Raw genomic sequence first — 19,899 nt, 5'->3', positions numbered from 1 at the left:
TTGGCAGCGGCTTTTTTTTTTATGTTCTATCAATCAATTGACACATCATCATGGCTTTTCCCACTAGTATTCCATCATTAAAGACCTCAACATCAACCTTTCCAAATTTCCGGCCAACTTCGAGTACTTTCGGATAGATTTCGATTACACTCTCCATTTGAACCGGCTTAAGAAAGTAAATGGTCATGTTTTCAACAACAAGATCTCCTTTTTTATAACTGCGCAGTACACGATTCGCTGCCTCTGTTACGATTGTCGTGAAAACACCGTAGGAAATGGTCCCTAGATGGTTTGTCATTTGCGGTGTCACTTCACTGGTGTATACTTCTTCTCCTTTTGCTCTGCCGCGCATTAATACCATTTGGTTGGTGACAATATCATCAAGCGTTTCACCCACCTGCGGCTGCCGCTGGTTCATTTGCAGTGCCTTTAATACATCCTGCCTGCTGATAATTCCTTCAAGACGATTACTATCATCCACAACAGGAAGGACTTCTATCCCTTCCCAGACCATCATATGGGCAGTGGAAGCAACACTTGTCTTTCCGGAAACAGTCATCGGCTGCTTTGTCATAATTTTATCAATGGAAGTCTCTGCATCCTGCCCCATAACGTCTTTTGCTGTAACCATTCCTTGAATCTTCATGTTTTGGTCCACAACAGGATAGCGGCTGTGGGTGGTTTGATGATTCAAGCTATGCCATACAGCAACTTTATCAGAGGTCTTCAGGAAAAAAGTATCTGAAAGCGGAGTTAGGATATCCTCAACTAGAATAATTTCCTTTTTTATTAACTGGTCATAGATTGCCCGGTTGATCATCGTTGCCACTGTAAAGGTATCATAGCTCGTCGATATGATAGGCATTTCAAGATGATCTGCTAATCTTTTGATATGGTCCTCGGTATCAAATCCGCCGGTAATTAATACAGCTGCACCAGCCTTTAATGCAAGCTCCTGTGCTTGGGTGCGGTTCCCTACGATTAATAGGTTATCTGGACCCGTATAGCGCATCATCGCCTCTAGTTTCATTGCACCGATCACAAATTTATTTAGTGTTTTATGCAATCCAGTCTTCCCGCCTAAAACCTGACCTTCCACAATATTGACAACTTCAGCAAAGGTGAGCTTTTCAATATTCTCTTTTTTCTTTCGTTCTATCCTAATCGTACCAACTCGCTCAATAGTACTAACATACCCTTTATTTTCGGCTTCCTTAATCGCTCTATAAGCTGTACCTTCACTTACTGTCATCGCCTTGGCGATTTGTCGTACAGATATTTTTTCCCCTACTGGAAGTTCATCAATATATTGTAAAATCTGTTCATGCTTTGTAGCCAAGACCTTCACCCTCTTCTATAACCCTTTAATAAAAAATTAGTCGATATATTATTTATACCATTATTTCGAAGAATAAACCAACGCAAAAGGGAGCCGTTACGATGGGCTCCCTTTTTGCAAGGCGGTGATCAATAATAAGACCGTGATTTTTTGCTGATTCGGTGCTGTTGGCGTTTTTTTACTGCTTTTGCTGGACTGTATAACATGGCGGTCAGATTACCTGCAATGACAATTAAAGCAAAGGCAAGCCAAGAAATTGTAAAAATCCCTTCAAGCCCTTCTGCAAATAACGAAAGCCTCGGAACAGCAAAATAGAGCATGAAACCACAAAGCAAAAGGCAAAGTAAATATCGGTTTTTTTTCAATCCTTTTGTCTCCCTTCCGAAAACATACTGCTTGTTTAACTTTATGCACAAAAGGGATAAAAAAGTATTATAATTCTATAAATTCTCCAGGCTCAAGCACTCTTCCATTCTTGCCTTCAAGCATTTCTATAAATCCCTTTGGATCCTGCTTAATTGGCGGAAACGTATTGTAATGGATTGGAACAATTGTTTTAGCGCCTAATAATTTTGCTGCATAGGCTGCGTCTTCTGGACCCATTGTGAAATTATCACCGATTGGCAAGAATGCTAAATCAATCGGATGCCTTTCTCCAATCAGCTTCATATCTGAAAATAATGCTGTATCTCCTGCATGATAAATGGTCTTGCCTTCTGCCATAAAAAGTATTCCTGCTGGCATACCGCAATAAATGATTTCATTATTTTCCGTTGTATAACTAGACCCATGAAAAGCTTGTGTTAATTTGACCTTTCCAAAATCAAATTGACGTGCGCCGCCGATATGCATGCCATGAGTTTTGACTCCTTGAAAACTTAGGAAAGTAGAAAGCTCATGATTGGCAATAACGAGAGCATTATTCTTTTTAGCCAGCTCCACAGTATCTCCAACATGGTCATTGTGACCATGTGTTAATAGAATCACATCTGGATTTACATCCTCTATTTGCAGGTCGGTTAATTGATTGCCATTTATAAACGGATCAATGATTATTTTTGTTCCATTGACTTCGATTTGAACAACTGAATGCCCATGATATGATACTTTCATTTACCCATCTCCTTAAAAAAATTGTACTAGTATGTACTTCCATAAAAAAACTAAAATTCCTCCTCATTTATATCCATAAGCTGATTGTTTTAGCACATCCTATTGATAGATTGTTTACACAAGGATTTAAAATTGATACGCTCTTGTTGGAATGTTTATTTTAGGAGGAGAAAAAATGAATCAACGATTACAAAAACTTCAAGCATGGATGAAGGAAAATGGTATTGAAGTAAGCTTTATCACCTCTTCTGAAAATGTGTTTTATTTAAGCGGATTTTTCTCAAACCCTCACGAGCGTTTACTTGCCTTAGCTGTCTTTCAAGAAGAAGAGCCATTTCTTGTCTGCCCTGGGATGGAAGTAAATGACGTAAAGAGTTCTGGCTGGAATCAGGAAATTCTCGGTTATAGTGATATCGATAATCCGTGGGAATTAGTACATAAATCAATCAATAAAAGACTAAGTGCTGTGAAGAAAGTCGGGATTGAAAAGGAGCATATGAATGTAGAACGTTATGAACATTTGTCGGCTTTATTCCCTGCGGCAGCGTTTGTTTCTGCTGAAGAAAAATTAAGAAAGCTGCGCATGATTAAAGATTCCAAAGAATTAAAAATTATCGAAGAGGCTTGTGCCTTAGCTGACTATGCCATTGAAGTGGGCTGCAGTGAAATCAAAGAAGGCAGAACAGAATTAGATGTCCTAAACGCGGTTGAATATGCACTTAAGAAAAAAGGTGTAACAGAAATGTCATTTTCAACCATGGTTCTTACAGGTGCAAATGCGGCCTCCCCTCATGGGAATCCTGGTCAAACAAAAATCCAAAAGGGCGATTTAGTCTTGTTTGATTTAGGTGTAGTAGTAGACCGTTATTGCTCTGATATTACAAGGACCGTTGCCTATGGTGATATTAATGATAAACAGAAAGATATCTATGATACGGTACTTAAAGCACAATTAGCGGCTATAGAGGCAAGTAAACCTGGTGCAACGGCAGCAGAGGTTGACTTAACTGCACGAAGAATCATTTCTGAGGCAGGCTATGGGGAGTACTTCCCGCATCGGCTTGGACATGGATTAGGGATAAGTGTTCACGAGTATCCTTCCATGACAGAAACCAATCCACTGGTAATTGAAGAAGGCATGGTTTATACCATTGAACCAGGTATTTATGTACCTAACATAGCAGGTGTACGTATTGAGGATGATATCTTCATCACCGCCGATCATGCAAAGGTCTTAACCAACTTCCCTAAAGAATTGCAAATCATAAAGTAGCCATTCTAGATTTTTTTACCATTGAAGTATTGGGGAATTTGCAGTAATATACTTATACAAGCTGCGTTGCTCGTAGTGATAATAAAGTTTTAACCTTTAAGCTGTAAAAGGGAGTTTTACTATCAAAGCTGAAATGACAAGCCTCTGTCTATACGACATGGAGGACAAGCAAAGAAGGCTTTTGCGAACACCCACTTTGAGGAGTGGTGGTTTAAAACTTTCTTATATGAGGTACGGCAAATGCGGCTCTACATTTTACATTTAACGGCCAGCTTCGTTCTGAAGCTGGCTTTATTTATTTACATAAGAAAAGGAATATATCTCTTCCTCAGATTGTCGAGGAAGGGTATTTTTTTTTGAGTCTTAACTAAATATTGTACATGCCATTTAAGGACAAGACGTTTGTCCAATCGGTAGGGATTTGTCCTTCATCCGGGGGCTTGAGGACAAATCGTTTGGCCAGCCAAGGAGGATCTGTCCTTCATCTGGGGCCTTAAGGACAAATCGTTCGGCCAACCGGTAGGATTTGTCCTTCATCCGGGGGCTTGAGGACAAATCGTTTGGCCAGCCGGTAGGATTTGTCCTTCATCCGGGGCCTTAAGGACAAATCGTTTGGCCAGCCAGTAGGATTTGTCCTTCATCCGGGGCCTTAAGGACAAATCGTTTGGCCAGCCAGTAGGATTTGTCCTTCATCCGGGGGCTTAAGGACAAATCGTTTGGACAGCCAGTAGGATTTGTCCTTCATCCGGGGCCTTAAGGACAAATCGTTTGGCCAACCGGTAGGATTTGTCCTTCATCCGGGGCCTTAAGGACAAATCGTTTGGCCAGCCAGTAGGATTTGTCCTTCATCCGGGGGCTTGAGGACAAATAGTTTGGCCAGCCAGTAGGATTTGTCCTTCATCCGGGGCCTTAAGGACAAATCGTTTGGCCAGCCAGTAGGATTTGTCCTTCATCCGGGGCCTTAAGGACAAATCGTTTGTCCAGCCAGTAGTAGAATTTGTACTTGTTAAAGATATTAAAAGCTGTCGAGATTTTCTCGACAGCCTGAGGAAGAGAATTTATCTCTCCCTTTTCTAAAATATTAAAGTTGTCCTAGTAAAGTTCTTGTATCTGAATAGTGAAGACCATGTGCTTCTGCCACGGCTTCGTATGTGACAAAGCCGCCAAGGGTATTAATACCTTTTAGCAGCGCTTCATTTTCAAGGCATGCTTGCCTGTAACCCTTATTTGCAATTTGGAGTGCATATGGTACGGTAACGTTGGTTAAACCAATAGTTGAAGTTCTTGGAACAGCCCCAGGCATATTTGCAACTGCATAATGGACAACTCCATGCTTAATGTAGGTAGGGTTATCATGTGTTGTAATTCGATCAGTTGTTTCAAAGATACCACCCTGATCAATTGCAATATCTACTACCACACTGCCTGGTGTCATAGATTGAATCATTGCTTCAGAAACTAACTTAGGAGCTTTTGCACCTGGGATTAGAACGGCACCAATCACTAAGTCAGATTCTTTTACAGCTTCAGCGATATTATATGGATTGGACATTAGCGTTGTAACGTCAGAACCAAAGATATCATCTAGTTGACGAAGACGGTCTGGATTAAGGTCGATAATGGTAACCTTCGCTCCAAGCCCAATTGCCATTTTAGCCGCATTCGTTCCGGCAACTCCACCGCCAATAATCGTTACTGTTCCTCTTTGAACACCTGGAATGCCAGATAAGAGAATTCCTTTTCCACCATGAACTTTTTCAAGGAATTGAGCACCAATTTGCGCAGCCATTCTTCCGGCTACTTCACTCATTGGGGTTAATAAAGGCAATGAGTTATTTGGTAACTGAACTGTCTCATATGCTATTCCAATTACTTTATTATCAATTAATGCCTTTGTCAGCTCTGGCTCCGGAGCTAAATGTAAGTATGTAAATAGAATTAATCCTTCACGAAAATATTGATATTCACTTGGCAGTGGTTCTTTAACCTTCATTACCATTTCCATTGACCAAGCTTCTGATGCTGTTTCTACTATTTTTGCACCCGCCGCTAAATAATCCTCATCTGTAAAAGCCGAACCTAGCCCAGCTCCTTTTTCTATATAAACCTCATGACCAGATTTCGAAAGGTTTAAGACCCCAGCTGGTGTCATCGCAACACGATTTTCATTATTTTTTATCTCTCTTGGAACGCCGATCCGCATGTACTTACCCCCAAATAATATTATCTAGCTAGCAAAAGAACCATAACGATTTTAATATAACCAATACTATAAGTAAAGCTTTAAATGAAAGCACTTTCATTTTACCAAAAAAATCTAAAAATCCCAACCTTTTATTCAATACATATTTTTATGATACCAAAATAAGAGCTCTGCGAAAGCAAAGCTCTTTTTATGAATTAATATTTTAATACCACGGGTAATACGGATATCCATAATATGGGTATGGATATGGCGGGTACGGATAATAAAAAGGTCTTGGACTTAGTGCTGCGCCTAGCGCTAATCCGCCTAAGAACGGTAATCCAAATCCAAATCCGAATCCAAACCTGCGGCGGCCAAACCCGCCAAAACCAAATCCTGGTCTGCCGAATCCAAATCCAAACCTTTGGTCATTAGGGTTAATTGCCCCCATATAATTAGGCATTTCTTGCATGTTCGTATTCCTCCTCATTTATATTACATACACATTAAAAGAATATGCATGTTTAAAATGAGATTCTTGGGTAAATGCCCCGCCAAAAGAAATTTAATAGACGTTTACATAGAAAAACTCGCCTGTTGGCGAGCTTTAAATCCCTATTCCGTTGTGCTTTGTACTGTATTATCATTATTCGCTTCAAATTCCTGACCAATAAAGCCACTGTTATAGGAGTCCATGATTTGCTCGCTTACCTCATTTGTCCCATTTTCATCAAACTCAAAGGTAAATTTATTGGGGTCCTGTCTCACGATAATTTATTCTCCTTTCCCTAGATAGTTACTCCTTTATTTTTCGAAAAATTGAAACATTTATCCCTAGAAAATATTGTATAATTTAGGTGAGGAGGGGATTTACATGGGAGATTCTTATGACCATATTTTGGTCGCTATTGACGGCTCAAAGGAATCAGAGTGGGCACTGGAAAAATCGATTGAAATCGCTAAAAGGAATAACTCCAAACTATTATTAGCACATGTTATCGACACCAGGTCATTTTTGTTAATTGATTCATATGATCCAGAAATTGCTGATCGGGCAAACAAACTTGCAATAGACATGCTGGAGAAATACCAAACCCAAGCAATCGATTCAGGCATTTCTCATGTTCAATTTGAAATTGAATACGGCTCTCCTAAAGTTAAAATCCCAAAAGAATTAGCTAAAAAGCACAATATTGACTTAATTGTTTGCGGAGCTACCGGCATGAATGCAGTGGAGAGGTTCCTGATTGGCAGTGTGTCTGAACATATTACCCGTTATTCCCCATGTGATGTCCTCATTGTCCGTTCGCAAAAATAAAACCGTGAATGCTCTCTGGATGTGTTGTAAAATAGAAGAATAACTCGTCTTGGAGGCTATCACATGAAAGAATATTTTTCTTTTGACCATCGGCTTGGCATTTCGGTTCCCAATATAGATATGGAATGGGCACTCTATAGCGATGAAACACAACAAGCTATTCTGTTTCATTGGGAAAAAATTCGTGGGTCCATTCCTGATCGAATCGCTGAACTTGAAAATATAATTAATTATAAACAAGCACAACTATCTAACGAAAATGATTTTAAAGTATCATGTAAATTAAACAGTGAAATAGCTGAGCTTGCTTCCATCATTAATGATTTATGGCTTTGGTACAGAGCCAATCAGACCGTTTCAGAGAAAATGCATAATTAATTAATAAGAAAAAGAGAAATGCACCTGTACCTGGACAATTAAAGAGCTCCCATAGCGGGAGCTCTTTAGCTATATATCTTTTTTTATTTCTCGAACTACATGGCCAATCTCTGGAAGGATTAACTTATTCATCGCAAGTTTCACTGCTCCTGTAGAGCCTGGGGTCGAAAAGACGGCCTTATCCTTAACCACACCCGCTATCGCACGTGAAAGAATAGCGGCTGACCCGATGTCCTCTTGGTAGCTTAACATCCTAAACAATTCTCCAAATCCAACGATTTCTTTTTCTAATAATCCCTGAACCGTTTCAATTGTCACATCACGTTTAGCAATCCCCGTACCGCCATTTGTCAGGATAACATCGATATCTTCCCGTTCACACCCATTTACAATGGCCTCTTTTATTGGTTCTGCTTCATCCTTCACAATTACATAATCAACAATAGCATGCCCAGCCTCAGTGAGCATCTCCATCATAACCCTGCCACTTTTATCTGTATCCTTATTCCTTGTATCACTTACTGTAATCACTTTACAATTTACAATCTTCGGGGCTATCTGTTTGTGTTCGGCAATACTCATCTCATATTTCCTCTTTCTGATTTAAATATCTCAGTTTGTAATAGTTATGGGCGAATTCCGTAACTTTTCTTGTTAATTGATAATTTGCCCCTGCACCAATGGCCATACTTACGATAGGTATTCCCTGAATGAGCCGTTTACGGAAGATTGTAATTACCATTGCTTTTAGTAATTGTGCAATAGGCTGCTCCAGCCAGGTAACATCTGAGATTTCTTCACTTCCTTCGTAAAAATAATGGTCTTCACTTGTGCTCATTTCACTTCTTAAGCTCGACCAGCCCTCTTTTTGCAGACGAGCTGGCAGCGTTGCTGTATGAAAGACCTTTAACGAACTCATCATCTCATATGGTGTATTTACCTCAAAACCATAGGTCATAGCAATAAGCTGTACCACCCTTAAATTAATAACGGCCATTGCCGGAATGTCTGTACCTAATAGCAGCGGTCCTCCCGTTCCTGCCAAACCTCCCTGTGCAAAGGAGTATAGCCGGTGCCTTGCAATTTGCTGCATAGCTATATACTCTAACTGATCAATATCCAATCTTCTTAAATCTTCAATTTGATGCAAATCCTTATTAAACACACGGCCGGAAGATAGGATTCTTTCCTTAGCATCCATTTGTATCTGAGAGCCTTGAATCATGCCGTGCAGATGGAATAACCAGGTATCAATAACAGAAAAAAACTGGCGTTGAACATTATCAGGTAATAAAGAAAAAGAACGCTCTAAATATTTTTCATACGTAAGCTGAAGGTCATTAGCGTCGTAATTCAATAATTGCTGTTCCCACGCTCTTATTTCATTCAATACCTCAATTTCCCGTTCGGTTAATGGCATAGGCAATCCCTCTCCACTTTCTTTATATTTCCTTTCCTCCCAGTATATCACAAAGAAATATTCTAAAAAAACGCCAAAAGGCAAACCGTCATATTTGGACAGTCTGCCTTTAGAGTTAAAAGTTTATTGTGCTAAACGTACAACGTCGCGTGCAATCATTACTTCTTCATTTGTAGGAATAACGATAACTTTTACAGGTGAGTGTGGATAGTTAATAAACCTTTCCTCACCTCTTACCTTATTTAAAGCAGGATCCCAATAAACACCCATAAACTCAAGACCCTTTAATACCTTTTCACGGACTGCATCACTGTTTTCACCGATACCAGCTGTAAATATAATCGCGTCCACTCCATACATACGTGATGCATAGGAACCGATATATTTATGGATACGATTTGCAAAAACATCTAAAGCAAGCTGAGCACGTTCATTTCCATTACGAGCTTCAATTTCAATATCTCGCAGATCACTTGAGAAACCTGATACCCCTAACATTCCGCTTTCTTTGTTTAGAACGTCAAGTACTTCTTCTGCTGTTTTATTTGTTTTTTCCATGATAAATGGAATTAACGCAGGGTCAATATTCCCTGAACGAGTTCCCATTGTAACACCCGCAAGCGGCGTAAAGCCCATAGATGTGTCAATGGATTTTCCGCCTTCGATAGCAGCAATACTTGCCCCATTTCCTAAGTGACAAGAAAGCAAGCGAAGCTGTTCAACTGGACGGCCTAATAATTCAGCTGCACGCTGAGAAACATATTTATGGCTCGTACCATGGAAGCCATATTTACGAATACCATATTTTTCATAGTACTCATATGGAAGGCTGTATAAGTATGAACTTTCTGGCATTGTTTGATGGAAAGCCGTGTCGAATACAGCTACTGCTGGTACGTTAGGGAGTACAGCCTGGAAAGCCTTAATTCCTGTAGCGTTAGCAGGATTGTGCAATGGAGCTAATTCTGATAATGCTTCAATCTTATTAAGAACTTCTTCTGTAATAAGGGCAGAATCACCAAATTCTTCTCCGCCATGAACCACACGGTGACCAATTCCTTCAATTTCATTTAAAGATTGAATAATCCCTAATGTGGTTAATTTGTCTAGAAGCATTTTTACCGCTACTTCATGATCTGGAATGTCCGTTGTTTCTGTAACCTTTTCTCCATTAACAGAAATAGTGAAAATAGAATCATTTAAGCCAATACGTTCAATAATTCCTTTGGTGATGACATCTTCTTTAGGCATCTCAAATAATTGAAACTTTAAAGATGAACTGCCCGCATTAATTGCAATTATTTTAGACATTACATTTACCGCTCCTTTTATAAAAACAACATCGGTCTAGAAAGTCCTTTTTTTAGTACAAGGTTATTTTGCTCAAACTGACATTGTTTATTGCTCTCAATACCTCATTTAATCACTGTATATATTACATTTCAAGGAGTAAATTGGATGGAAACGGTTACCGGCTAAATGTAAATGTATTCACATAATTCCAATTGTTCTTAAACTAAAAAAACGATAAAACCGTGACAAAAACCGGCTTTATCGTTTATTTTCTTCAAACCATTTATTAATATTTTTCAATATCTTATCCATTTCCACTGCATTAGATAAGCTTGGCAAATTGACGAGTAAAGCCTGTTTGGGTGCGACAATTCCTTCGCCCTTCTTTTGAAGAACTAGAATACTTTTTGCAGCATTTTTATTATTAAACATGCTGACTGGCAGTTGAAGTACACCTTGAACAATGACTTCCTTTTTAAAGAATTCGCGAAGCTGCTGCGATTGCTCACTTTCAAAAAGACCATTTGGAATAATTAAAAATATATATCCTAATGGCGCAGTATGGGTTACACTTTGCTCGATAAATAAATGATGTGCATAGGAGTGTCCCTCTGGTGCTTTTAATTGGTAATCTTGAGCACGGACATCATTGGGATAATACCCCACTGGTAAATCCGCTATCACTGCATCGACAGGATCAATAAATAAAGGTTCTAGACTATCCTGATTAAACAGTTCAATTGGATGTTCTTGTAAATTGGCATTAACATAGGCAAGCTTTATTAACAAGTCATCAATATCAATACCGATGGATTGTACATTTTTCTGCAATTGATTTAGAACGGTTGATACTAAATTACCAGTACCGATTGCAGGGTCTAATAATCGGAAGGTTGGCTGTTTCATAAACTTATCGACAAGATAGCTAATTAACATGCCTACGCTATCCGGGGTCATTTGGTGATTAGGCTGAACATTTTCTTTCATTCCTTTTAAGATCACGAGCTGAAAGGCTTTTCGGATTTCTTCTTTTGAAAAATTGTCTAAATTAATTTCATTGTATTGTTTCTCAAGTCTTTTTACGGTTATTTCACTTACTTCTTCCTGAAGTACAGAACCATGAAATAAATTTTCACCTGTTTCGGCTAATGCTTCTAGATATGTACATGATAGTTCTTCCTGTAAAACGAGAGCTGTTTCATTGAATAATGTAAAAAGCTCTTCCACTGGAGAAATTTTCATACTTTACACCTCCTGCAATCAATAAAAAGGCCTCATCCTTTGACGAGGCCTTTTGTCATCAAAAATTACTTTGCGTTTCTAGCTGCTTCAAGAGCTGCTTCATAATTCGGGTGATTTGTTGCCTCACTAACATATTCTACATAGGTAACAGTATCACTAGAATCTACAACAAATACAGCACGAGCTAATAATCTTAGTTCTTGAATTACAACCCCATATGCTTCTCCAAAAGAAAGGTCACGGTGGTCTGACAGAGTTTGAACATTTTCAATGCCGTTTGCTCCACACCAGCGTTTTTGTGCAAATGGTAGGTCTACGCTGACAGTTAGGACTTTAACATCACCTAAGCTATTTGCTTCTTCATTAAAACGACGGGTTTCTGCATCACACACGCCAGTATCTAAAGAAGGAACAGCACTGATTAAACGGACCTGACCTTTAGTATTTTCTAGTGTCACAGGTGATAAATCATTTGCCAATACGCTAAAATTAGGAGCTTTGTCTCCTACCTTCACTTCGTTGCCTAGCAATGTTACTGGGTTCCCCTTAAAAGTTACGTTTGCCATTTAAACATCCTCCTTTTAGTACGAACAAATGGAAATAATCTTCACATTCATTTCAATTATGTACAGTGTAAATATATCTTTTCAGAATTTTTTTTGCAATGATTTAGGCTCCTTGATTCACGAAAAAAGTTAATCTCCCGAAATGATTGGGAAGATTAACTTTTTAACCTATATATCAAATTGTTGTTTAGGAGCCTCATTTTGTTTCGATTGTCCTGAATTTTGCCCCGATCCCTGCTGCTCATTTTTCTTTGAGAACATTTGCTGAATCTTATCCACTGCTTGAGGGGCTAATTCTAAAATCTTTTCATAAAGATGAGTACTTTCATCAAGGTGAAGCATTTTTACTCCTTGAGAATTGACAATTAAAAATGCAATGGGAGTAATGGAGACTCCGCCGCCGCTACCGCCTCCAAATGGAAGCTTTTGCTGCCCTTGACCTTGACCTTGATCTTGACCTTTTGATTGTGAGCCGCCATCAAGTTTAAATTCACTGCCTCCTGCAGCAAATCCAAAACCTACCTTTGAAACAGTGAGAATAACACTTCCGTCTGGAGTTTCAACAGGATCACCAATAATGGTATTTACGTCAATCATTTCTTTTAAGCTTTCCATTGCAGTTGTCATTAAACCTTGAATTGGATGTTCAGACATGGCTGTTTCCTCCTCTTTTACACGGTTTTAGTTTTTTCCTTCGAATATGCTGTATTCATTTTGAGATTTGGGCGTCCGCCCTTCCAGAATTTAATTAGTTTTAATCCTGCTAAAATAGCATACCCGATACGAAACTGAAAAATACATGTAATCCGGGTTTGGATAATCGCCAGTTGAAAATGGGGGGTAACGGATAAAACTGGCATTTCCTTCAGTCTCAAAAAGTTACTGAGCATGCCCACAACACTTCCTTTGAGTGTCCAAAGTGCGCCCGTAATTATGCCGGTATGTGCAGCATCACCTACACCGACTAAGGAATGCCATTCAAACTGCTTAATGGTGATTTTCTTCAAGAATTTACTTACAATAACTTGCATGTTCACAACTTGCTGGATGATTTCTTTTGCATTTGCCAATTTGGTCATAACATCATCCTTTTCAATCTGTTGTACCTTAGTTGAAGATTCACTTTCATCTGAATCTCCCATACTTGTATTCCCCTTTACAACAATACTCGGTGAGTTATCATCAATTTTTATTAGAGGGACATTTATCTTATATTTGATTAATCCGAACCAAAGTCTAAGCACTATACTCAATTCATCATTATCATTATGGTGATAAAAATTAAGATGAATAGTCAGCTTTGAAAAAATAATTAATAGAAATAATAAAATAATAGCGGTGAGAGCTATATACAGCCAGAACAATTTTTTTCACTCCCTTCAGCCCTTTAGTATCACCTGAAGATGGAAAAATAAACCCGCTAACAGTTGTTAGCGGGCTCAAAAAATTATCGTTCTACATGTATCACCGAGGTGTCTGTAAAGAGGTCATGAAGTCCTTGTTTTTTAGGCAAGAATGCAACAATGATATATCCTATTACCACCGTTGCTGAGATAAACCGGCCAATCCATTCGCGGAAAAGAATGGTTCCCCATGATAAATGATCATTCTTTAAATCAATTACTTTAATTCCAAATACCATCTTTCCAAGAGTCTGATTGAAATACTTTGTCATTAATACGAAGTACAAATAAAATATGACTGCTGAAGCGATTGAGATTGGGGCAAACAAATTAAATTCAGTTAATGGAATCTCTAGGGCTCGAAATAGCGGATTAAGTATTAAGCGCTCTATACTTCCTACAACAATCAAATCTAGCAGGTAAGCCCAGAATCGCATCCAAAACCCAGCAAAACGATAAGAGAGAAGCTCAGGTTTGTGAGCAGTCTCCATAGGTACATTTTGATTTTCATCTTGTTCTGATTGAGTTATGCTTTCTTGAATATCATTTTCCATTACAGTTCCCCCCTATTCTGCATACAAATACATTAGGCGTGGAGAATTGGGTCTTGATAAAATATCCATAAGTCCATCCATCTCACTATCAGCACCAATAAATTTTTGAACCTTAAAATTTAACAACGAACCAAAGCCCATTGCATCCGTATAGCGGACAACCTTTGCATCCTTTAGCTTCTCTTGTTCCATCATTTGCTCAATTACATCATCTAAGTATCCAAAACCATCAATTAAGTTCAGTTCCTTCGCCTGTCTGCCATCATAAATTCTTCCATCTGCAATCTTCTTCACTTGATCAGGGGACATATTTCTTCCTTCTGAAATGACCTTTACAAAGCCCTCATAGGAATTGTTAATCATATTCTGGAGAATTTGGCGTTCTTCCTCTGTCATTTCTCTAGTAGGACTCATAATATCTTTGAATTGGCCGCTTTTAATGGTCACAAAATCAACGCCATACTTTTCAGCTAAACCTGCATAATTGATTCCTTGCATGATTACCCCTAGAGACCCGGTAAGCGTCTCTTCACTTGCATAAATCTTTTTTGCAGGAGCCGCAATATAATAACCGCCTGAAGCCGCCATTGAACCCATTGAGACATACACCGGTTTCTTCGTTTCTTTTTGAATTTCAACTAATTTATCGTGAATTTCAGCACTTTCAACGACTCCGCCGCCTGGAGAGTTAACCTTTAAAATAATTCCTTTAACACTACCATCATCTTTTATGTAATCTAGTTTTTTCATAAATCCTTGATGATTATAGCCTGCAGCTTGAAATAAGGACTCAGCATCATTTGTGTCTTGAATGACGCCATCTACGTCAAGAACTGCTATCTTTTTCATCTCATTTCCTTCTTGAATTATTTCCTCCGTAAAAGGAAGTTCACTTGCAGCTAACAACTCGCCTATATCTGTTTCAACACCTTTAAAAGCAAATGCAGATAAAAAATTAATCATGACTGATACGAAAAATAACGCAGCGGCAATTCCCAGTGCTGCCCAACGTTTCCCATTCATGTTCAGAATTCCTCCTCGTATAAAATATTTTTCTTACATAATTTAATATTGTTTCAAGATAATGCTAAAATAAATTTAGACTATCTTAGTTTAACAAAAATAAAAAGTTTAATGGGCTATTTTTACAAATTAACAACCAAAATATGGAGGATACTATGGGACATAGACGTAATATTTACTTTTATCATCATTTAGATCATTCAATGTTAGAACAAGTCGGTAATTTAAATGAATCCGCAAAGCAGTTTGATTTAACGATTGTAAGTGACCACCGCGATGCGAATATTATTGCAAGCATTGGTGATGACGGTACTTTCTTACAGGCTGTAAGGAAAACTGGGTTTCGTGATGATGTACTTTATTGCGGGATCACAACCAAGGATAGTTTGAGTATGTATTGTGATTTCAAAATTAATGAATCCTCAAAAATGGTGGAGGCTGTTTCTCAGCTTGAAACGATATCCAATGAGGATTTAAAGGTACGACGCTATCCAATTATCGAAGTGATGGTCGATGGTCAAGGAATATTTCCATGTCTCAATGAATTTAGTATTCGCTCCTCCATCATTAAAACACTGGAATTAGATGTTTTTATTGATGAACTCCATTTTGAAACCTTTCGTGGAGATGGTTTAATTGTTGCAACACCAACAGGAAGTACAGCTTACAATAAATCCGTTAATGGCGCAGTAGTGGATCCGTTAATTCCATGCATGCAAGTGAGTGAGGTAGCGTCTATCAATAATAATAAGTATCGTACCCTTGGCTCTCCTTTTGTTATAGGGGGAAATCGAGCTCTAACACTGAAAATCATCTCCGAAGGCAATGAGCATCCTACCATGGGCTTAGATAACGAGGCATTAAGCATTCGCCATGTAGATAAAATTCAAATTAGACTTAGTGATAAAAAGATTAAAACACTTAAGTTAAAAAACAATTCCTTCTGGGAAAAAGTTAAAAGGACTTTTTTATAAGATTTCGTTAAAGCTGAATGCTGATTTCACTGTGTAGGCGGAGGTTATATGTTTTATTTAGCAAATAGACGGAGGTTTTCCGTTTATTCTGGTAAATACCCATATTTCGTTAAAAATAAGCGGAGGTTTTCCACTTATTCTATCCAAAACCTTGAATTTTGCCTTATTTAGAGCAGATAGCCGGAATATCTCCGCTTATACCTGCATATTAAGCATCCTCTACAAACATTAGCCGGAAATTCTCCGCCTATTAATTCTCAAACCGTGCACAAAAATCGACATTGAATAGTAAAAGGGCTGTCGGAAAATTCGACAGCCCTCTTTTTCGTTCTCATTGTTTAATCGATTGCATTTCTTGCTGCCTTAGTTCAATTCGGCGAATCTTACCTGAAGTTGTTTTTGGCAATTCCGACAGGTACTCTATTTTTCTTGGATATTTATAAGGTGCCGTGAGTGTTTTAACATGCTCCTGAAGATTTTTTGTCAACTCAGGGTCATTGGCATCAACATCATCTTTTAACACAACAAACGCCTTTACAATAAAGCCGCGAATCTCATCTGGGCTTGCAACGACAGCACATTCTTTTACGAATGGATGTTTTACAAGCGCATCCTCTACTTCAAAAGGTCCAATGGTGTAGCCGGAGCTAATAATAATATCGTCTCCGCGTCCTTCAAACCAAAAGTAACCGTCCTCGTCTTTCTTTGCCTTATCACCCGTAATATAATAGTCACCACGGAATTGCATGGCCGTTCTCTCAGGATCTTTATAATAGTTTTTAAATAAAGCTGGTGTATCGATATGGACAGCAATATCTCCAACTTCGCCAACTTGGCAAATTTCGCCTTCTTCATTAATAATTTCTACCCTGTTGCCTGGAGTTGGTTTCCCCATTGATCCGGATCTCAACTCCATTCCTTTTGTTACACCGACTAATAGGGTATTTTCTGTTTGGCCATACCCATCACGGACATCCACATTAAAGTGCCTTCTAAACGTTTCAATAACCTCGCGATTAAGCGGTTCACCCGCAGAAACAGCACTGTGCAGATTTGGTAATTTGAAATCACCCAGATTCTCGACCTTAGCCATGATTCGATATTCCGTAGGAGTACAGCATAGGACATTAACGGAATATTTCTCTAAAAGGCTTAAATATTTCTGCGGTTCAAACTTACCGTTATATACAAGCCCTGTCCCACCTGAACCTAGAACGGATAAAAATGGACTCCAAATCCACTTTTGCCAGCCTGGCGCAGCGGTTGCCCAAACTGTATCACCTTCTTCAATACAAAGCCATTTTGGCGCAGCCGTTTTTAGATGCGCATATGCCCATCCATGGGTATGAACGACCCCTTTTGGGTTACCCGTTGTTCCTGATGTATACGATAGGAAGGCCATGTCGTCACGAAGTGTATCAGCAAATTCAAAATCTTGTGATGCTGAATTCATTTCTTCCTCTAAATAAATCCAGCCCTCTTCTTTTTCACCAACCGAAAACTTTACTAGGTGCTGTGCACTTGAGATGTTTTTAAATTGATCGACATACGGATAATAGCTAATAACTGCTTTTACATCGCCATGTGTAACCCGATATTGAAGGTCTTTTTCACGGAGCATCTCTGAACTTGGAATGACAACCAGTCCAGCCTTCAAAGCTGCCAAATAAACAATATAGGCTTCGATAAGTCTAGGGATTATAACTAACACAACATCCCCTTTTTTTAGACCATTTTGTGTGAAAACATTTCCCGCTTGATTTACTCTTTTCAATAACTCTTCATATGTAACCTGTTTCGTTTCCCCTAATTCATTTTCCCACTTTAACGCTAACCTTTTTGGGTCCTTGGCAAATCGTTCAACTTCCGACACAAGATTATACTTTTCTGGAGCAATTAATTCTTCGCGGTTCATGCTTCTCCCCCTCACCTATAATAAAAGCTTCATCACCATTTCTATTATACAAAATTATTTTAAAATTTTAAATTGTTATTCTAATTTACGATATACAAAAAAGAGAGTGGGAAGAATCCCACTCTCTGTAGCCATCTTATTTATTTGTTATCGTGAAAATCCGCCGCCTAATTGAGACTCAGCCATAGCGACTAAACGCTTAGTGATTTCACCACCAACAGAACCGTTAGCACGTGAAGTAGTGTCTGCACCAAGATTTACGCCAAATTCAGAAGCAATTTCGTATTTCATTTGTTGAAGAGCTTGCTCTACACCAGGTACAAGTAATTGATTTGAGTTGTTGTTACTAGCCATGTGATATCACCTCCTTGTGAGTATAGAATGTGTAGAATCACATGGCTGTATTCTTTTTTTTAATTGGTAATTGTTCACAAATATTTCACATTTTTCATGAAGCTGTTCATAGGGTGTTGATTGGAACTCCAGGCACTTCGCTTTCCGCAGGCGTTGCGGCGAGCCTCCTCGGTGCTAAAGCGCCTGTGGGGTCTCACCTGCTCCGTACTCCTGCAGGACTTTGAATTACCTCCTCGAATCCGCCCACGCACGAAGGAAATGCGTTAGCATTTTCGAGGAGTCTTCGTGCCTTCCGTTCCAATCAACGTGCTAATATTAAATTTTCTGTATCATAATTTATTTAAAATAAATCCTCAAATTCTGATACTTGTTGCTTGCTGTCTGGTTTGATGGTTAGTGTTTCTGTTTTTTGTACGGCTTCTTGGATTAGGGTGTCGTAGTCATAGAAGCTTTCGTAGTGCATGACTTTTTCTCTTTTTGGTTTTGTTTTTGGCGAGGACGGGACGAATATTGTACAGCAATCCTCAAAGGGTCTAATTGAGATATCATAGGTATCAATATCTTTGGCAATTTTTATAATATCATTTTTATCCATGGTCAACAGCGGCCTTAGAATTGGGGTATTTGTTACCTCGTTAATGGCATACATGCTTTCCAATGTTTGACTGGCAACCTGACCAAGGTTATCTCCAGTAATGATCGCTAGACCTTCCTGTTTTTTTCTAATTTCATCCGTAATCCTCAGCATGAACCTTCTTGTTGTGGTCATCGAGTAATTTTCAGGAATTTGTTCTTTTATGGTTTGTTGAATAGAAGTGAAAGGGACAATATGAAGTTTCATTGACCCAAATATTTCAGCTAGTTTTTTTGCAAGATCGACCACTTTCTCCTTGGATCTTTCACTTGTATACGGGGGACTGAAAAAATGGACAGCCTCAATTTCTACCCCTCGTTTCATGGTCAAATAACCTGCAACTGGACTATCAATTCCTCCTGACAGCATCAACATTGCTTTGCCGCTGGAGCCAACTGGGAGTCCGCCGGCGCCTAATATAGTCTCACAAGACATGTAGACAGCCTCAGCAAGTACTTCAATTTTCAAATTAATATCGGGATTTTTCACATCAACCTTTATACCCGGTATATTTTGAAGAATATGCCCGCCAAATGTATGATTGATACCGGCTGTGTCGAGCTCAAACGATTTATCAGATCGTTTAGGAGAAATTTTAAAGGTTTGTCCTTCCTTGTACAGGCTTTTTACTAAGGAAAGTGCTGCGTCTTTCATCTGTTCAAGGTCTTTTTCCGCCCTTACAGCCGGACTAAGGGATTGAATACCAAAGATATTTTTTAATGATTCGATTATTTGTTGAACATTTTCACCATTGACAAGGACATACATCCTGTCACGCTCAGCCCGGATTTTTATATTCGGAAAGGGAGCCAAGGCAATTCGGACACTCTTTCTTAACTTGTCTACAAATTTCTTCCGATTTCTGCCTTTGGTGGAAATTTCACCATAGCGAATCAGTATACGATCATAATTCAT

Annotated in this window: 22 protein-coding genes and 1 other RNA gene; 5 read left to right on the top strand and 18 right to left on the bottom strand. The window is 38.8% G+C overall.

Going from position 1 to position 19,899, the window contains the following annotated elements; translation table 11 throughout:
* Positions 1–19: 19 nt before the first annotated feature.
* The 3 genes from SFC47_RS20045 to SFC47_RS20035 form a co-directional block, all read right to left on the bottom strand.
* The gene (locus SFC47_RS20045) at positions 20–1,339 is read right to left on the bottom strand and encodes a DRTGG domain-containing protein (RefSeq protein WP_411256208.1); all 1,320 of its coding nucleotides are present in this window, start codon (positions 1,337–1,339) and stop codon (positions 20–22) included.
* A gap of 128 nt (positions 1,340–1,467) precedes the next feature.
* Positions 1,468–1,704 carry a hypothetical protein gene (locus SFC47_RS20040; RefSeq protein ID WP_411256207.1) on the bottom strand — a complete coding sequence of 79 codons (237 nt, stop codon included), beginning with the start codon at positions 1,702–1,704 and terminating at the stop codon, positions 1,468–1,470.
* A 67-nt stretch (positions 1,705–1,771) separates the two neighbouring features.
* On the bottom strand, positions 1,772–2,452 hold the full coding sequence (locus tag SFC47_RS20035) for a metal-dependent hydrolase (protein ID WP_411256206.1): 681 nt from the start codon (positions 2,450–2,452) through the stop codon (positions 1,772–1,774).
* A 175-nt stretch (positions 2,453–2,627) separates the two neighbouring features.
* Between SFC47_RS20035 and SFC47_RS20030 the strand changes: the two genes are divergently transcribed.
* Together SFC47_RS20030 and ssrS are read left to right on the top strand one after the other, a co-directional pair.
* Positions 2,628–3,725: a M24 family metallopeptidase gene (locus SFC47_RS20030; protein ID WP_411256205.1), complete on the top strand. Its 1,098-nt coding sequence runs from the start codon at positions 2,628–2,630 to the stop codon at positions 3,723–3,725.
* A gap of 55 nt (positions 3,726–3,780) precedes the next feature.
* Positions 3,781–3,978: non-coding RNA, 6S RNA (gene ssrS / locus SFC47_RS20025), on the top strand.
* A gap of 828 nt (positions 3,979–4,806) precedes the next feature.
* On the opposite strand, the gene ald is transcribed toward ssrS, so the two are convergent.
* From ald to SFC47_RS20010, 3 genes are all read right to left on the bottom strand, one after another.
* Positions 4,807–5,928: an alanine dehydrogenase gene (gene ald, locus SFC47_RS20020; protein WP_411256203.1), complete on the bottom strand. Its 1,122-nt coding sequence runs from the start codon at positions 5,926–5,928 to the stop codon at positions 4,807–4,809.
* 205 nt (positions 5,929–6,133) lie between these two features.
* The gene (locus tag SFC47_RS20015) at positions 6,134–6,382 is read right to left on the bottom strand and encodes a spore coat protein (RefSeq protein ID WP_411256201.1); all 249 of its coding nucleotides are present in this window, start codon (positions 6,380–6,382) and stop codon (positions 6,134–6,136) included.
* Between the two features lie 143 nt (positions 6,383–6,525).
* Positions 6,526–6,678: a hypothetical protein gene (locus SFC47_RS20010; protein WP_411256199.1), complete on the bottom strand. Its 153-nt coding sequence runs from the start codon at positions 6,676–6,678 to the stop codon at positions 6,526–6,528.
* A 106-nt stretch (positions 6,679–6,784) separates the two neighbouring features.
* On the opposite strand from SFC47_RS20010, the gene SFC47_RS20005 reads away from it, so the two are divergent.
* A complete protein-coding gene (locus SFC47_RS20005; protein ID WP_411256197.1) occupies positions 6,785–7,228 on the top strand; it encodes a universal stress protein in 444 nt (147 codons plus the stop codon).
* A 63-nt stretch (positions 7,229–7,291) separates the two neighbouring features.
* Positions 7,292–7,606: a hypothetical protein gene (locus tag SFC47_RS20000; protein ID WP_411256195.1), complete on the top strand. Its 315-nt coding sequence runs from the start codon at positions 7,292–7,294 to the stop codon at positions 7,604–7,606.
* A gap of 69 nt (positions 7,607–7,675) precedes the next feature.
* Here SFC47_RS20000 and SFC47_RS19995 read toward each other — a convergent pair whose 3' ends face one another.
* The 9 genes from SFC47_RS19995 to sppA all read right to left on the bottom strand — a co-directional run bounded on the left by SFC47_RS19995 (position 7,676) and on the right by sppA (position 15,107).
* Positions 7,676–8,188 carry a MogA/MoaB family molybdenum cofactor biosynthesis protein gene (locus SFC47_RS19995; protein ID WP_411256193.1) on the bottom strand — a complete coding sequence of 171 codons (513 nt, stop codon included), beginning with the start codon at positions 8,186–8,188 and terminating at the stop codon, positions 7,676–7,678.
* A gap of 1 nt (position 8,189) precedes the next feature.
* The gene (locus tag SFC47_RS19990) at positions 8,190–9,026 is read right to left on the bottom strand and encodes an EcsC family protein (RefSeq protein WP_411256191.1); all 837 of its coding nucleotides are present in this window, start codon (positions 9,024–9,026) and stop codon (positions 8,190–8,192) included.
* A gap of 123 nt (positions 9,027–9,149) precedes the next feature.
* Positions 9,150–10,337 carry an acetate kinase gene (locus SFC47_RS19985; protein ID WP_411256189.1) on the bottom strand — a complete coding sequence of 396 codons (1,188 nt, stop codon included), beginning with the start codon at positions 10,335–10,337 and terminating at the stop codon, positions 9,150–9,152.
* A 240-nt stretch (positions 10,338–10,577) separates the two neighbouring features.
* Positions 10,578–11,561, bottom strand: coding sequence for a class I SAM-dependent methyltransferase (locus SFC47_RS19980; protein WP_411256188.1), 984 nt, complete (start codon positions 11,559–11,561; stop codon positions 10,578–10,580).
* Positions 11,562–11,626: 65 nt separating this feature from the next.
* Positions 11,627–12,127 (bottom strand): thiol peroxidase, encoded by a 501-nt coding sequence (gene tpx / locus SFC47_RS19975; protein ID WP_411256186.1) that lies wholly within the window; start codon positions 12,125–12,127, stop codon positions 11,627–11,629.
* Positions 12,128–12,295: 168 nt separating this feature from the next.
* Positions 12,296–12,781: a GerW family sporulation protein gene (ytfJ, locus tag SFC47_RS19970; protein ID WP_411256184.1), complete on the bottom strand. Its 486-nt coding sequence runs from the start codon at positions 12,779–12,781 to the stop codon at positions 12,296–12,298.
* 17 nt (positions 12,782–12,798) lie between these two features.
* Positions 12,799–13,269 carry a DUF2953 domain-containing protein gene (locus SFC47_RS19965; protein ID WP_411256182.1) on the bottom strand — a complete coding sequence of 157 codons (471 nt, stop codon included), beginning with the start codon at positions 13,267–13,269 and terminating at the stop codon, positions 12,799–12,801.
* Between the two features lie 305 nt (positions 13,270–13,574).
* A complete protein-coding gene (locus SFC47_RS19960; protein ID WP_411256181.1) occupies positions 13,575–14,084 on the bottom strand; it encodes an RDD family protein in 510 nt (169 codons plus the stop codon).
* A 12-nt stretch (positions 14,085–14,096) separates the two neighbouring features.
* Complete coding sequence (sppA, locus tag SFC47_RS19955; protein ID WP_411256180.1) at positions 14,097–15,107, bottom strand: signal peptide peptidase SppA; 1,011 nt, start codon at positions 15,105–15,107, stop codon at positions 14,097–14,099.
* Positions 15,108–15,262: 155 nt separating this feature from the next.
* Between sppA and SFC47_RS19950 the strand changes: the two genes are divergently transcribed.
* A complete protein-coding gene (locus SFC47_RS19950) occupies positions 15,263–16,081 on the top strand; it encodes an NAD kinase (protein WP_411256178.1) in 819 nt (272 codons plus the stop codon).
* Positions 16,082–16,412: 331 nt separating this feature from the next.
* Here the strand turns inward: SFC47_RS19950 and mbcS are convergent, their stop codons facing one another.
* The 3 genes from mbcS to thiI form a co-directional block, all read right to left on the bottom strand.
* Positions 16,413–17,996, bottom strand: a complete 1,584-nt coding sequence (gene mbcS, locus SFC47_RS19945) for an acyl-CoA synthetase MbcS (RefSeq protein ID WP_411256177.1) — start codon at positions 17,994–17,996, stop codon at positions 16,413–16,415.
* A gap of 147 nt (positions 17,997–18,143) precedes the next feature.
* Entirely contained in the window at positions 18,144–18,350 is a 207-nt protein-coding gene (locus SFC47_RS19940; RefSeq protein ID WP_221824976.1) for an alpha/beta-type small acid-soluble spore protein, read from the bottom strand.
* Positions 18,351–18,690: 340 nt separating this feature from the next.
* Entirely contained in the window at positions 18,691–19,899 is a 1,209-nt protein-coding gene (thiI, locus tag SFC47_RS19935; protein ID WP_411256176.1) for a tRNA uracil 4-sulfurtransferase ThiI, read from the bottom strand.

This window comes from Neobacillus niacini, assembly GCF_046591715.1.
Taxonomy (GTDB): Bacteria; Bacillota; Bacilli; order Bacillales; family Cytobacillaceae; genus Neobacillus; species Neobacillus niacini_L.
The sequence above is the reverse complement of the archived record's forward strand: the minus strand, read 5'-3'. Positions and strand labels throughout refer to the sequence as shown.